The organism is Rhabdaerophilum sp., from assembly GCF_046092605.1.
Taxonomy (GTDB): Bacteria; Pseudomonadota; Alphaproteobacteria; order Rhizobiales; family Beijerinckiaceae; genus Rhabdaerophilum.
In genome coordinates, this window is sequence record NZ_JBJTDY010000087.1 from 1 (window position 1) to 14,066 (window position 14,066).

Annotated in this window: 16 protein-coding genes and 1 tRNA gene; 9 read left to right on the plus strand and 8 right to left on the minus strand. The window is 62.2% G+C overall.

All coding sequences use genetic code 11. The features are described 5' to 3' along the window. From ACKODO_RS07080 to ACKODO_RS07090, 3 genes are all read left to right on the plus strand, one after another. Positions 1-505, plus strand: a 505-nt coding sequence (locus ACKODO_RS07080) for a hypothetical protein (RefSeq protein ID WP_408982746.1), incomplete at its 5' end; no start/stop codon positions are given. A gap of 5 nt (positions 506-510) precedes the next feature. Further along, positions 511-1,587: a Kelch repeat-containing protein gene (locus tag ACKODO_RS07085; protein ID WP_408982747.1), complete on the plus strand. Its 1,077-nt coding sequence runs from the start codon at positions 511-513 to the stop codon at positions 1,585-1,587. Positions 1,588-1,784: 197 nt separating this feature from the next. Beyond that, a complete protein-coding gene (locus ACKODO_RS07090) occupies positions 1,785-2,333 on the plus strand; it encodes an HNH endonuclease (protein WP_408982761.1) in 549 nt (182 codons plus the stop codon). 1 nt (position 2,334) lies between these two features. Here the strand turns inward: ACKODO_RS07090 and ACKODO_RS07095 are convergent, their stop codons facing one another. Together ACKODO_RS07095 and ACKODO_RS07100 are read right to left on the minus strand one after the other, a co-directional pair. Continuing rightward, entirely contained in the window at positions 2,335-2,841 is a 507-nt protein-coding gene (locus tag ACKODO_RS07095) for a disulfide bond formation protein B (RefSeq protein ID WP_408982748.1), read from the minus strand. Positions 2,842-2,849: 8 nt separating this feature from the next. After that, on the minus strand, positions 2,850-3,431 hold the full coding sequence (locus ACKODO_RS07100; protein WP_408982749.1) for a YqaA family protein: 582 nt from the start codon (positions 3,429-3,431) through the stop codon (positions 2,850-2,852). Between the two features lie 153 nt (positions 3,432-3,584). On the opposite strand from ACKODO_RS07100, the gene ACKODO_RS07105 reads away from it, so the two are divergent. The 5 genes from ACKODO_RS07105 to ACKODO_RS07125 all read left to right on the plus strand — a co-directional run bounded on the left by ACKODO_RS07105 (position 3,585) and on the right by ACKODO_RS07125 (position 7,376). Then, positions 3,585-3,669 (plus strand) — tRNA-Leu (locus ACKODO_RS07105). Positions 3,670-4,115: 446 nt separating this feature from the next. Next, on the plus strand, positions 4,116-5,555 hold the full coding sequence (locus tag ACKODO_RS07110; protein WP_408982750.1) for an FAD-binding protein: 1,440 nt from the start codon (positions 4,116-4,118) through the stop codon (positions 5,553-5,555). Positions 5,556-5,569: 14 nt separating this feature from the next. Then, positions 5,570-5,980, plus strand: a complete 411-nt coding sequence (locus tag ACKODO_RS07115) for a hypothetical protein (RefSeq protein WP_408982751.1) — start codon at positions 5,570-5,572, stop codon at positions 5,978-5,980. 9 nt (positions 5,981-5,989) lie between these two features. Then, positions 5,990-7,069 carry a hypothetical protein gene (locus ACKODO_RS07120; protein ID WP_408982752.1) on the plus strand — a complete coding sequence of 360 codons (1,080 nt, stop codon included), beginning with the start codon at positions 5,990-5,992 and terminating at the stop codon, positions 7,067-7,069. Further along, positions 7,053-7,376: a hypothetical protein gene (locus tag ACKODO_RS07125; protein WP_408982753.1), complete on the plus strand. Its 324-nt coding sequence runs from the start codon at positions 7,053-7,055 to the stop codon at positions 7,374-7,376. Before ACKODO_RS07120 ends, ACKODO_RS07125 begins: the two co-directional genes overlap by 17 nt. A gap of 545 nt (positions 7,377-7,921) precedes the next feature. On the opposite strand, the gene ACKODO_RS07130 is transcribed toward ACKODO_RS07125, so the two are convergent. The 5 genes from ACKODO_RS07130 to ACKODO_RS07150 form a co-directional block, all read right to left on the minus strand. Further along, entirely contained in the window at positions 7,922-8,722 is an 801-nt protein-coding gene (locus tag ACKODO_RS07130) for an ABC transporter ATP-binding protein (protein ID WP_408982754.1), read from the minus strand. A gap of 10 nt (positions 8,723-8,732) precedes the next feature. Next, the gene (locus ACKODO_RS07135) at positions 8,733-9,848 is read right to left on the minus strand and encodes a succinylglutamate desuccinylase/aspartoacylase family protein (RefSeq protein WP_408982755.1); all 1,116 of its coding nucleotides are present in this window, start codon (positions 9,846-9,848) and stop codon (positions 8,733-8,735) included. Next, entirely contained in the window at positions 9,845-10,561 is a 717-nt protein-coding gene (locus ACKODO_RS07140; protein ID WP_408982756.1) for an ABC transporter permease, read from the minus strand. The genes ACKODO_RS07135 and ACKODO_RS07140 overlap by 4 nt, the downstream gene beginning before the upstream one ends. Then, positions 10,561-11,247, minus strand: coding sequence for an ABC transporter permease (locus ACKODO_RS07145; protein WP_408982757.1), 687 nt, complete (start codon positions 11,245-11,247; stop codon positions 10,561-10,563). The genes ACKODO_RS07140 and ACKODO_RS07145 overlap by 1 nt, the downstream gene beginning before the upstream one ends. A gap of 111 nt (positions 11,248-11,358) precedes the next feature. Continuing rightward, a complete protein-coding gene (locus ACKODO_RS07150; RefSeq protein ID WP_408982758.1) occupies positions 11,359-12,135 on the minus strand; it encodes a transporter substrate-binding domain-containing protein in 777 nt (258 codons plus the stop codon). 81 nt (positions 12,136-12,216) lie between these two features. On the opposite strand from ACKODO_RS07150, the gene ACKODO_RS07155 reads away from it, so the two are divergent. Further along, positions 12,217-13,140: a MurR/RpiR family transcriptional regulator gene (locus tag ACKODO_RS07155; protein WP_408982759.1), complete on the plus strand. Its 924-nt coding sequence runs from the start codon at positions 12,217-12,219 to the stop codon at positions 13,138-13,140. On the opposite strand, the gene ACKODO_RS07160 is transcribed toward ACKODO_RS07155, so the two are convergent. Further along, on the minus strand, positions 13,137-14,066 hold a 930-nt coding region (locus ACKODO_RS07160; RefSeq protein ID WP_408982760.1), incomplete at its 5' end, for an ornithine cyclodeaminase. The genes ACKODO_RS07155 and ACKODO_RS07160 overlap by 4 nt on opposite strands.

Consider the following 14,066-nt stretch of genomic DNA (forward strand, 5'->3'; position numbering starts at 1 on the left):
GAAATATAATTATTTAATTGAGTGCAAAGCAGCAAAGCTAACAATAAAACAACAGTATAGTAGTTTTTTTGACGAAAGGAGCGCGCAATTTGACGAGCTCGCGAAGGGCGTCTTACAACTATGGCGCCAAGTGAGTTTTTACTCAGAAACTGATAACATGTATCCAGTTCTACTCACTTATGATCGATGGCTATTTTTAAATGAGTTGGATAGAGAGCATTTGTACAAAAGAGCACGGGAGTTGGCAGGAGATAGCTTGGAGCATTTATCATACCAAGGAAATGTTGTTTTATGCACAATTGAGAGCCTTGAGATCTGCCTGTCGGTTTGCGATGCAGATCAATTGAGCCAGTTGTTTACGCTTGCCCTGGAAGATGAGTGTAATGGCTATATAGTTTCAGTTTTGCTCAACAGAGTTGTACCTGAATACTCAAAGTCAGATCGAAAACTCTCACTTTCGTTGAGTGATTTCGGTGCTGAATGGGATTTTGGGAAGCGGAGTTGATAGAAATGCCCACACGCCGCCACCTTCTCGCCGCCCTGCCCGCTCTGGCTGCCGCTCCGGCGCTGGCGCAGAACCCGCATGCGCATCATTCCGGGCAGTTCGAGCGGTTGAACCAGCCGGGGCGGATCGACACGCCCGCGCTCCATTTCCAGCACGCCGTCTCCGACAGCCCCGCGCCGAAAGCCGCGCAGCAGGGATCGTGGCGGGCGCGCGCGCCTTTGCCCATTCCGCGCACGGAAATGGCCTGGGCGGTTGCCTTCAAGAACCGGATGCATCTCTGCGGCGGCTATGCCGAGCAGCGCGTCGACCGGCCCTATCACCACGCCTATGACCCCGCCGCGGACCGCTGGGAGGAGCTTCCCTCGCTGCCGCGCGGCGCGAACCATGTGGGCCTCGCGACCCACGGCGCGGGCGCGGATGAGCGCATCTTTGCGTTCGGCGGCTTCATCGAGCAGAACCGCACCCCGCATGACGAGGCTTTCGCCTTCGACGGCCGCCAATGGACGAAGCTTCGCCGCCTGCCCGAGGCCTGCGGCGCCATGGCCTGTGTGGCGCTTGGGCCGAATATCCACATCGTCGGCGGCGCGATCGGCTCGGATAACCGCCGCTCGATCGACTGGCACCTTGTCTATGATGTGAAGGCCGATCGCTATTCCCGTCGCCAGCCCATGCCGCTCGGGCGCGACCATTGCGGAATCGTCGCCGTGAACGGCAAGATCCACATCATCGCGGGCCGGGTGGACTCTTTCCACACCAATTCGAACCTGCACCACGCCTATAACCCGCAAACCGATGCGTGGGAGTTCCTGGCACCCATCCCCACCGCGCGCTCCGGCCATGGCTCGGTGTGGTTTGCGGGCCGCATCTTCTGCATGGGCGGGGAAGGAACAAACCGCGTCTACGGGCAGGTGGAGAGCTTCGACCCCGCGAAAAACCTCTGGGAGAGCCACGCGCCGATGCTCACGCCACGCCACGGCATGGGCGCGGTGGTGCTCGGCGAGGAGATCTATGTCGCCGGCGGCGGGCCGCAGATGGGCGGCGGCGTGAAAAGCGCGATCAACGAGGCGTTCCGCCTCGCCTGAGGCTGGCGGCCTCGCCCGTCGCCCCTTCACAACATTGTCGCATAGCCCATACACTAAGGACCGCGAGCCAAGGGGCTCGATTCGCGTGGAAGTGCGAACGCGTTGAACCGGGACATTTCGGCGAGCCTGAAAATGGCACGGAGGTTTGTCGCGTGCATGCCCAGCTTCCTGTGAGTTCGATCCGCAGCGTCTCGGCCCTGCCGCCGCTGGAGACCTGCCCCGCGCTTGTTCTGAATGCCGATTACCGGCCCCTCTCCTACTACCCGCTCTCGCTGTGGTGCTGGCAGGATGCCGTGCGCGCGGTGTTCCTCGACCGGGTGAACATCGTCTCGGAATATGAGCGGGAGGTGCAGAGCCCCTCCTTCTCCATGCGCCTGCCTTCGGTGGTGTCGCTCAAGAGCTACGTGAAGCCCTCGCGCACGCCCGCCTTCACGCGGTTCAACGTGTTCCTGCGTGATCGGTTCACCTGCCAGTATTGCGGGGCGAAGGAGGACCTCACCTTCGATCATGTCATCCCGCGCTCGAAGGGCGGCATGACCACGTGGGAGAATGTCGTCACCGCCTGCTCGCCCTGCAACCTGAGGAAGGGCGACAAGCTGCCCCATCAGGTGGAGATGCTGCCCTTCCAGCAGCCCTTCGCGCCGGATGTGCAGGATCTGCACGCGAACGGCCGGCTCTTCCCGCCGAACTACCTGCACGAGAGCTGGATCGATTATCTCTACTGGGACACCGAGCTCGAGCCGTAATTCACATCCGATTTGCGGCGGCCCTGAGGCCGAGCAGCATCAGCGCGAGCGAAATCACCGCGTTCCAGCCCGCGAAGGAGAGGCCCAGAAAGCGCCACGGCGCGCTGGTGCAGGAGACGGCGCGGGCGGTTTCGAGCTGCTTGGCGAAATCCATCACATTCGCCGGGCCGGAGAAGATGCGCCCGCCGCAATCTGCCGGGCCGGCCCAGAAGCCCCATTCCACGCCCGAATGATAGACGCCCAGAGCCAGCGAGGCAGCGAAGATCAGCGCCACCAGCGCGCCCAGCGGCCGGCGGAAGCCGGCACCATCCTCCCGCGCATGCGAGACAAGCCCCAGCACAATGAGCGGAATGCCCAGATAATAGGGCCAGCGCTGCCAGAGGCAGAGCTTGCAGGGGATGTAGCCCAGCACAAGCTCGAAGAACCACGCGGCGCAAATCGCCAGGAAGGCGAGCGACAGCGCCACCGACAGCGCACCTTCGCGACGATCATAGCCGATGCGCAACATGCTCCACCTCAGAACAGGAATTTTGCGGCCGCGAAGCCGCCGATGATCGCCAGAAGTGTCACGAAGCCCACAGCGGTAAGGTTCTTCTCGATGAAGACCTTCAGCGGCGCACCGAAGCGATTGAGCACCCCGGCCACGATGTAGAAGCGGCCGGCGCGCGTCACAAGGCACAGCAGCGTGAACCAGAGGAGATCATAACCCGCAAGGCCGCTCGCGATGGTCACGATCTTGAAGGGGATGGGGGTCAGCCCCTTGATGAGGATGATCCAGTGGCCATGCTCCTGATAAAGCTGGCGAAAGTTCTCCATTCTGTCGCCATGGCCATAAAGCCGGATGAGCCAGGTGCCAAGTGTGTCATAAAGCAGTGCACCGATCGCATAGCCGAGCAGCGCGCCCAGCACAGAGGCGATGGTGCAGATCAGCGCGTAGTTCCACGCCCGCTCGGGCTTCGCCATGACCATCGGCACGAGCATCACATCGGGCGGCACGGGGAAGAACGAGCTTTCGGTGAACGACACCGCCGCCAGCGCCTGCGGCGCGCGTTTCGAGGCCGCCAGCGAGAGGGTCCAGTCATAGAGGCGCTTGAACATGGCGCGGGCTTAGCGGCTCGGGCGAGCGAAGTCCATCCAACGGAGGCCAGAGCCACACGGAAGGCGGCCAGAATGCGACCTTGTCGCCCGGTCGAGGCGTTGTCGAACCGGTTGACCCCCGCGCTTCGCCCATGATACCCGCGACACAGCGTTGCCCCTGTGGCGGAACTGGTAGACGCGACCGACTCAAAATCGGTTTCCGCAAGGAGTGCTGGTTCGATTCCGGCCAGGGGCACCACCTATTTTATCCAATGATATCAATAACTTAGTAGATATAAATGACCCCGAAGTTTCCGGGACATAGCGGCAATGGCCCCGAAAACGCGCTCTCACAGGGCTGAAAAATCGGGCGCTTTAGCCCCAAAATTCCACGCCTTTTCTGGGCCTGGAAGTCGGAATATGTCACTTTTTTCAGGCAGAACCTGGTGAGAACGGGTTCGCACTTCAACAGAACGGTTCGCAGGAATTGGAGATATCTGCAGGAGCTAAACAACCACGCAGGATCTCGGCGGTGCTGTTCGTTTTTCGGCGATAAACGCATATCTATACGCGGTCACGGCAAGGCTTGGAAGAAGCGCGCAACGCAAAGTCCTTGTCCGCCATACGGTAAGATTGCGCGATGCCGACCACCGTGAGATGACGTGGTCACGGATCCCCGAAAAGCCTGCGGAGAGTTGCGAGACCATGAAAATTTCCCGTCGCGACGTTGTTGCCGGGCTGGGCGCATTGGCTATTTCGGCAAAGGCCGGCAGCGCGCAAACCCAGCAGCGCATCATCATGAATGATGCCAGTCGCCTCAACCCCACGCCGCTTTTTCGGCATTGGCATGTCCGTTCCGGCGAGGCTGATTTCATCGCTGCGCTCAGGCGAGAGCTGAAGGATGCTGCGGCAGCGCGCCACGCCGTCGCGATCGGTGCCGCGCGCCATTCGATGGGCGGGCAATCGCTGATCCGCAATGGCGTGGCGATGACTTTCGATATTGACCAATGCGAGCTCGATCGCGCCGCCAAGACCTACCGCGTCCATGCCGGCACGCGCTGGCATCAGGTAATCGCGCATCTCGACCCGGCGGGTTTTTCGCCGGCGGTGATGCAGTCGAACAGCGATTTCGGGGTCGGGGCGACCTTTTCGGTCAACGCTCACGGCTGGCCGACGCCCTATGGCCCCTTCGGCTCCACGGCCCGGTCGATCCGACTCATGCTGGCGGATGGCTCGATCGTCACCTGCTCGCGCACCGAGAATGCCGAGCTTTTCGCCCTCGCCATGGGCGGTTACGGGCTGATCGGCGTGATCCTCGATCTCGAGGTCGAGATGGCGGAGAACATGCTTCTCAGGCCAAATCTGGAAGCCATGCCGGCGGGGGATTTCGCGAAACGCTTTATCACCGCCGCCAACGACCCGGCTGTGCCGATGATCTATGGTCGGCTGAATGTCGAGCGGGAAAAATTCTTCTCAGAAGCCTTGCTTGTATCATGGCGGAAGGAGCCGACGCCGGCTGCCGGTTTGCCGCCGCCGGCGCGCAGCGGCGCGCTGACGGGCATTTCGCGCCAGATCTACCGTGTGCAGGTAGGCCGCGAATGGGGCAAGAGCCTGCGCTGGTTTGTCGAGCGCTCGCTTGCCCCGATGCTGGCCGATGGTGTCGCGACCCGCAACCGGCTAATGAACGAGCCGGTGGTCAATCTCGAGAACCGCGACCGTCAGCGCACAGATATCCTGCACGAATATTTCGTGAGCCCCGACCGCTTCGGTGAATTCCTCGAAGGGTGCCGGCGCATCATTCCCAAGGCCTCGGCGGAATTTCTCAATGTGACGCTCAGGCATGTGAAACGCGACCAGACCAGCGTCCTTTCCTTCGCGACAACCGACAGGATCGCGGCGGTGATGTCGTTTTCGCAGAAGGTCAATCCCAATGGCGAGACCGACATGCTCCGGGTCACCGAGGAATTGATCGAACTCGTCGGTTCGATCGGCGGGAGCTTCTATCTGCCCTATCGGCTTCATGCCCGGCCAGACCAACTCGCCCGGATCTACCCGGAAGCGCAGCGTTTCGCCGAGCGCAAGCGGCATTATGATCCCGGCCTTCTGTTCCAGAACACGATGTGGAACACCTATTTCAACGCGTAAGAAGGAGCCCGCCGATGCTGCTGCGCTGGATCTGTGCCGGCTATTGCCTCGCGCTGCTTTTCGCCGGGCTGCTCAATTATATTCCCGGCCTGACGGATGCGCAGGGGCGCGCTTTCGGGATTTTCGCGCTCGATATCTATGACGACATGCTCCATTGGGCCTCCGCCGCCTGGGCCGGTATCGCGGCTCTTGTCTCAAAGCGCGCGAGCGAGATCTTCCTCAGGGTTTTCGGCACGCTTTATCTTGCCGATGGCGCATTAGGGCTTGCCACCGGCTCCGGCTATCTCGATCTCGGCATCCTGATCTACGGTGTGCAAGCCTTGCCTTTCACCTTCAAGATACTCGCCAATCTCCCGCATATCGCACTCGGAGGTTTCGCGGTTTTTGCCGGCATGTTCCTCATGCGCAGACCAGAGGCGGCATAAGTGGGGGCCATGCGGCGCCTTCTCAAATGGCTTAGCCTTGCGGCGGGTGTGATGCTGCTCGCTGCGGCCATGCCCATTGCCTATGTCGAGACGCAGTGTTTCGACAGCCTGCCCAAGGAGGCGTCCAACTATCATCCGATCCTGCCGCTGGAGGAGCGACGCGCGCTGGCCGATACCTTCCTGACCTATCCGGAATGGTCGATCGTTCATGCCTATGAGGATCTCACTGTGGTCGCCCACAGAAGCGGCGAACACGCTTTTGCCTATACCGGCGCCATCAGAGGTTATTGGACGAACCTCTGCTCGCTCGCGGCGAAAGCTTCCGCCAAGGGACCGGTTGCGATTGATGTCAAGGCGATGCTCTATATCATCGGTGTCAGTTTCTCGGTCGAATTGGGCATCAAGGGCCTTTACGAGACGACGTTCGGTCGTCTGGCATGGATGGCGGCGGGCGATAGTGTGACAGCGGAGGATCGTTTCGCGCACGATCTCGCGGAAGATTATGCCGCTTTCCTGCGCCAGACGCCCTGGTACGAATATCCTTTCGGCAAAAGGCTGGTGGAGTTCTGGCGGGACGTGCCGCTGACCTCGCGGGCCATGATCCGCGCGCTCGAGAGGCGCTTCGCGCTCAGCCTCGAATGGGGCGCGAAATCACTCTATGCCCGCCTGATGGCATTGGCTGCCAATCTTGCCCCGGCGAAGCTGACCCTGCGCTGTGTCATCTCCGCGCTCGATGACAGTGAGGTCGCACCCGGCGGCCCGATCCGCCTGATCGAGCGCCGCGCGGATGGCTCCGTCATCATCGAGACGCCGCGCTACCGCGCCTTCACCGCGATCCTGCTCGACCAGCTGGACAAGGGCCGGCACATCTTCGAGATCGCTGGCAATGACCACATCTTCGTGACCGTGATCGTGCCGGAAGGCTGGGCCAAGCCGCCCGTCGACGCGGAAGCCCTGCTTGCCGTTCCGGTCCAGGCACGCCCGGGCTGGGCGCGGCGCGGCCTCTATCTTCCGGTTGCGCGGCTCGGCGCACTGGTTCGCGATGTCCGCGCAGCGGGCGGCAGTTTCGAGCATGCCTATGATTATTGACGCGGGTCATGTGGGTTGGCATGTGCTTCTGCGTGCTGCCGGAACGGCGCTCGTGCTCTGGTTCGGCGCACTTCTCGCGCTGCCATTCGCTTCGGAAGCCTCGCGAAACGTGACGCTTTTCGCGATCAGCGAGGCCGACGCTCTTAGGGCCATCGCAAGCGCGGATGTCGATATTCTCGGTGGAAGCGGGCGCGTCTTCCGGCTGCGGGCGCGCGCGCCGGGCTTCGCATCAAGGCTTTATGCCTCCGGTCGCGTTGTCGTCCTCGCCGGCAATAGTGGGGGGTGCGAGATTGCGCGGCAGCGCTGACGCCTAATTCCTTCGACGGATGCCAGCGCTGCATGATGATGGGCCAGGGTGAATTGGAATGATTCACTGGGCGTGAGGCCGAGCACAGATGGTGTGTGGCCGCGCCTATGATCGGCCAGAAAAGCGGTGTGTCAGTTTTTGGTGAGAGTTTTCCGGAAAAATGATTTGGAACCACACCAGATTGGTTTGATATCGATGTGGGGCACCAACGATTTTATCTAATTATATCAATAACTTAATGATCATATATGTCTCCGACTTGTCCGGGACTTAGCGGTGATGGCCCCAAAAACGCGCTCTCACAGGGCTGGGAAATCGGGCGCTCAACCCTCCGAATTCTACAGCGTTTCTGGGCCTGGAAGTCGGAATATGTCACTTTTTTTAGGCAGAACCTCGTGAGAACGGGTTCGAACGTGAGCAGATCGGTACTTACGAGCTAAAACAGCTTGTGGGCAGGTGGGCTTCAGCATCAACTTGAGATTGCTGCGATTGAGCATACTCTGCCTGGCCGGCAGTTAGGTGGCGGCGTCACAAGGGTGGGTATCCTACTTCAAGCTTGATGCCAGGAAGGCCTTGAGGCGTTCGCTTCTGGGCGACCCAAGCACGTCTGCTGGCGGGCCCTCCTCCTCGATCACACCGCGATGCAGAAAGACGACACGATTGGCGACCTCGCGGGCGAAGCCCATTTCGTGGGTGACAACCAGCATGGTCCGGCCTTCCTCAGCCAGCGAGCGCATGACACGCAGGACTTCACCAACGAGCTCAGGATCAAGCGCCGAGGTCGGCTCATCGAAGAGCATAACCTCCGGCTCCATGGCGAGCGCCCGGGCAATCGCAACCCGCTGCTGCTCGCCGCCCGACATATGAGCGGGATAGGCGTTCTTGCGGTGCGTCACGCCAACGCGTGCGAGATAGCGCTCGGCGCGCGCCACCGCCGCGTCTTTCGGAAGGCCGAGCACCTGCATTGGTGCCTCGATGACGTTCTCCAGAGCCGTCATGTGAGACCAGAGATTGAACTGCTGGAACACCATGGAGAGCCGCGCACGCATGCGTTGCAATTGCACGGGATCAGCCGCGTTCAGCTCTCCCCGGCGATCCGGCACAAGCCTCAATTCCTCGCCGCTCACAACAATGCGTCCAGCATTGGGCTTTTCAAGAAGGTTCAGGCAGCGCAGAATCGTGCTCTTGCCCGAGCCGGAGGAGCCGATCAGCGCGATCACGTCGCCGGATTGGGCCGTGATCGTCACGCCCTTCAGCACCTCCACGGCGCCAAAGCTTTTGCGCAGGTCCTCGACACGCAGTTTCTCGCTGGTCTCGGATGCCTGTTTCAATGCGATTTCGGTCATCGAGACCTCCTCAGGGGCTCAACAGGGTGCCGGAGCGCAGCGGGTTCAGCCCGGCGACCTTGCCGAGGCGGCGGCCCGGCGCCACGAAGCGCAGGGCGGTGCGGGCGAAGAACATGCCGTTGCAGGGGCTCACGATATCGGTTGCCTCGCCGGTGACGGGGTCTGTGATTTCTGCAAGCACCTCGCCCCCAGCCACCTGCTGCCCGACCTCGCGGCGATAGGTGAGAATGCCGCCCATCGGAGCGATGATCGGCAGCGAGCCAGCGAGCGGTGTCGGCTCGCAGAGTGGCGCGGGTAACGGCTGCGCCGGGCCGGAAACTGCGCCGACATCCTGCAGAAAGCCGAGGATCGCAATGGCATCGCGCTGCGCGAGGTCATCTGAGACGTCGTTTTGCCCACGCAGTTCCACGGTCGTGGATTGGCAGGCGAAGGGTATGGGCATATCGGGTCGTGCGGCGGCGAGTTCCGCCCAGGGGCGGCTGATGGCCTCGTCGAAGGGATCGCCGCCGGAATTCTCCGCGATCAGGAAGGCCATGCAGCCGAGTCGCGCCGCGAGGGGGCTGAAGGTCGCGACCGAGGCCGAGTGGGTGTAGAGATGCATCGAGGCTTCGGCATCGCAATGCAGGTCGAGCACGAGATCGCAGGGGAGCGCGAGGCCCACCAGCGCTTTCTTCAGGTGTTCGGACGGCGTGGTCGCGCGATGTTCGTCGAGCAATCGCGCGAGGGTGTCACGCACCATCGCCACGTTGGCGGCTGCGTCGCGGCCGAGCCTTTCGCCTGCAGCTTCTCTCAGCGCGTCACCGAGCGCGGGAAAGTCCCTGTTGAAGTTCCCGCCATCGGTTAGGTCGAACCGGCCGATCGGGTTGCCCAGCACATTTTGTGCAAGCCCTATGGGATTGGCGACCGGCACGAGGATGATCTCGCCGCGGATGTCACCGGCCGCTTCCCGCACAGCGAGGGCACGACGCAGGGCCGCGACGCAGATCATGCCGGGAATTTCGTCGGCATGGAGCGAGGCCTGAATATAGATCGCCGGGCGCGCGCCGCGGTGGCCAAACCGATGCAGCGTGAGGCGGTAGGCCGCGCTGTTGCTGCCGGAGGGGATATCGATCTGCTCGGTGATCATGCGCGCACCGGGGCCGGATCGGCCGATTTGGGCTGGAGATGGCGAAGAAAACGCCGCTCGAGAAGCTTCACGAGGCCCACGAGCGTGAAGGTAATCGCGAAGTAGAACACGGCCACGAGGCCAAAGGCTTCGAGCGGGGCGAGGTTGTTATAGTAGACGTCGCGTGCCGTCCTCGTGAGTTCAACGATCGTGACGGCGCTGGCGATCGAGGTCGCGTGCATCACCATCACCAGTTCGTTGCCATATTGCGGCAGTGCACGGCGCACGGCGCTCGGCAGCAGGATGCGCCGGTAGATCGCGCCCGTGGACATGCCGAGGCTGCGCGCGGCTTCGATTTCGCCGTTGGGCGTCTGGCGCAGCGCACCGGCGAGGATTTCCGTCGTGTAGGCCGTGGAATTCAGCGCGAAGGCGAGCCAGGCGCAGAACCACGCATTGCGAAAGAGCGGCCAGGCCGCGCTTTCGCGGAGCCATTCGAACTGCGCGAGCCCGAAATAGATCATGTAGAGCTGCACCAGCAGCGGGGTGCCGCGCATCACATAGGTGTAGAGAAACACTGGCTTCGAGAGCCACGGATTGCGCGAGATACGCGCAATCGCGAGCGGCACCGAAAGCACGAAGGACGCGCTGATCGAGATCAGCATCAGCAGCAGGCTGACCTGCAGGCCACGCCAGTAGGCGGGCAGGGATTCCGCAACGAGAGCCCAGTCGATCATCAGAATTCCACCTTTCTGACGCCGAGCGAGAAGCGCCTTTCCAGCCAGCCGAGGCCAAGGATCGAGACCGTCGTCACCGCGAGGTAGATCCCGGCAATCGTCGCGTAGAAGGTGAAAGGCTGGCGCGTGGCGGCGGATGCGAGGTTCGCCCGGTGCACCATGTCGTCGAGCCCGATGATCGAAAGCAAAGCCGTCGCCTTGATCATCACCAGCCAGTTATTCGTGAAACCGGGGATGGCGTGGCGCACCATCTGCGGCAGGGTGATACGGGTGAGCACCTGCATCCGCGTCATGCCATAGGCCAGGCCCGCCTCCATCTGCCCGCGCGGGATGGCGAGAATCGCACCGCGGAAGGTTTCCGTGAGATAGGCTCCGAAGATGAAGCCGAGGGTCGTCGTGCCGGCAATGAAGGGGTTGATGTCAATGTAGCCAAGCCCGGCCCGGTCGGCGAGCCTGTTGATCATGATCTGCCCGCCATAAAAGATCAGCAGCAGCAGCACGAGTTCGGGCAGGCCGCGGATGAGCGTGGTGTAGGCATCGACCAGGATGTTCGCCGCGCGTGAGTTAGAGAGCTTGGCGCTGGCACCCACGAGTCCGAACAGGCAGGCAATCGCCAGCGAGACCGCCGAGACCAGCAGCGTCGATCGCAATCCATCGAGAATGGCCGGGAGATAACCCTGCAGCATGGACGTGCCTCCGGGCGCAGCGCGCCATACCCCCGTCAGCGACGGGGAGAGGGCGGCCTCGCTCTGGGTGGAAGGAAAAGGCCGGAGCGGGGAGACGCTCCGGCCGGCAGCTCACGAGCCGGAAATGTCGAAATCGAAATACTTGTCGGCGAGCTTCTTGTAGGTGCCGTTGGCCTTGATGGCTTTCAGCGCCGCATTGATGCGGTTGACCAGCGCCGTGTCATCCTTGCGCACGGCGATGCCCACGCCCGAGCCCGCGCCGATGCGGATCGCGGGGCCCAGCTGCGCATAGCCCTTGCCTTCCGGCTTCTTCAGGAACGCCTCGCCCGAGACCACGGACGAGCCAAAGGCGACATCCGCGCGGCCCACCGCCAGTTCCATGTAGACCTCGGTTTCCTTGCCCGCGAGAACGACCTCGCTCTCCTTGTAGTTCTCGGCGAGATAGGTCGCGCGCGGCGAATTGCGCAGCACGACGATCTTCTTGCCCTTCAGGGCAGCCGGAGAATGATCCGCGAAGGCACCCTGCTTCGCAATAAAGCGCTGGGGCACGTCATAATAGGGATCGGAGAAATCGACCGATTTCTTGCGCGCTTCCGTGATCGTCATGGAGGCAACGATGAGATCGAACTTCCTCGCATTCAGCGCGGGGATGATGCCGTCGAATTCCTGCTGCACGAAGGTGCATTCCACCTTCATCTCAGCGCAGATGGCATTGGCGATGTCGATATCGAAGCCCTGGAGCTTTCCATCCGGCGCGATCATCGAAAATGGTGGATAATTGCCCTCAACACCGACGCGCAGCTTCTCGGTCTGGGCCATGGTCGTGGTCGCGAAGGTGGCGGTGAGCGCGGTGCCCATCAGGGCCGCAAGGAAGGTACGCTTGAGCATGGTGAAGTCTCCCTGTTCTCCGGAAAGGTCCCCATTCCGATATGACTTCACGGTGTCAGGAAATTTTCATATAGTCAAGTTATGAAAACTTATCTTCACATATCCGGTGCCGTTGTCGGCGCGGGTGGCACGGCCTTCGCCAGTTCTCCCCTAGGCCAGCGGCTGCGTGAGCAGCAGGCGTCCGGCTCGACCTCCAATCGGGTGATCGCCGAATATCTGCTGCGAAATCCGGTGCATGGCACCTCGCTCTCCATCGAGGACATGGCGGCGGCCTGTGGCGTTTCCGCGGCCACGCTCTCGCGCTTTGCCAAGGCGCTGGATTTTCATGGGTATCCCGAACTGCGTGCCGCGCTGGCCGAGGCGTTGCAGGAAGTGCTGCGACCGGTGGAGAAGCTGCGCGGCGCATTGGCCCGGCAGGCCAGTGACGACCCCTTGCGCGCAAGCCTCCAGGATTCGCTCGCCAATCTCCGCGCGACGGCTGAGGGGCTGGATCCGGCGGTGCTCAGCCGCGCAGCGCAGAAGGTGTCAGAAGCTTCTTGCGTCTATGTTCTCGGCTTCGGGCTCTCCGCGCATCTCGCGGCTTTGCTCACGCTTGGCCTCCAGCCCTTCTGCCGACAACTCGTGAATGTGGTGGAGTATGGCGGCACGGAAGTGGCCGCCGGGCGCCTGATGAACCTTGAGGCGTCTGACCTGCTGATCGCGATTTCCTTCCCGCGCTACGCCGCGGATGCGGTGCATCTCACGCGTTTCGCGCTTGATCGCGGGGCGAGCATCATCGCGCTGACGGATTCGATTGCCTCGCCCCTGGCGCCGCTCGCGGGCGAGGTGCTTATCGCGCAATCCTCGCATCCCGTGCTCTCGTCCAGCAATGTTTCGGCCCTGCTGGTGATCGAGGCGCTGGTGACGGCCCTGATGGTGTCGAACAATGCGAATGTGGAGAAGGCCGCGCGCCTCACCGAGGCGATTTCGGCCTATCTCATCGCGCAGCCGGCGAAGGGGCGCTAGGCGGCCTCGGCACGCAGCAGCATGCCAAAGAGGTCGCGCGGATCATCGGGATCAGCCAACAGGTCGAGTTCGGCGAAGAGGTTTGTGCGGCCAACCTCATCCGCGAGCCAGCAGAGCGCCGAGAAATCCTCGATCGCGAAGCCCACGGAATCGAAGAGGGTGATCTGCCGGGCGTCGCGCCGTCCCTCGGCCTGACCGGCAATCACCTGCCACAGCTCCTTGACCGGGTGATCCGGCGCGAGTTGCTGGATTTCGCCTTCGATCCGCGTTTGTGGCGGATATTCCACGAAGATGTCCGCGCGATGCAGGATATCCGCATGCAGTTCGGTCTTGCCGGGGCAATCACCGCCTACCGCGTTGATGTGCACGCCCGCGCCAACCATATTGTCCGTGAGGATCGTCGCATTCGCCTTGTCGGCGGTGACCGTGGTGATGATCTCGGCACCAAGCACCGCGGCTTCGGTTGAGCCGCAAATCTCGATCTCGAAGCCGTAGCGCGCGAGATTGCGGGCGCAGCGCCTGCTCGCTTGCGGGTCGATATCGTAGAGGCGCAGGCGGTCCACGCCCAGCAACGCCTTGAAGGCGAGCGCCTGAAATTCGGACTGCGCGCCATTGCCGATCAGCGCCATGGTTCGCGCGCCGGGCGGGGCGAGATGCCGCGCGGCAACCGCCGAGGTCGCCGCCGTGCGCAAGGCGGTGAGGATCGTCATCTCGGTCAGCAGCAGTGGATAGCCTGTTTCGACATCCGCCAGCACGCCGAAGGCGGTCACGGTCTGGCGGCCATCGCGTGTGTTCCTGGGGTGGCCGTTGACAGATTTGAACGCGTATTGCCCGCCATCGCTCGTGGGCATCAGCTCGATCACGCCCTCTGCGCTATGCGAGGCCACGCGCGGGGTCTTGTCGAAACGTTCCCAGCGCCGGAAATC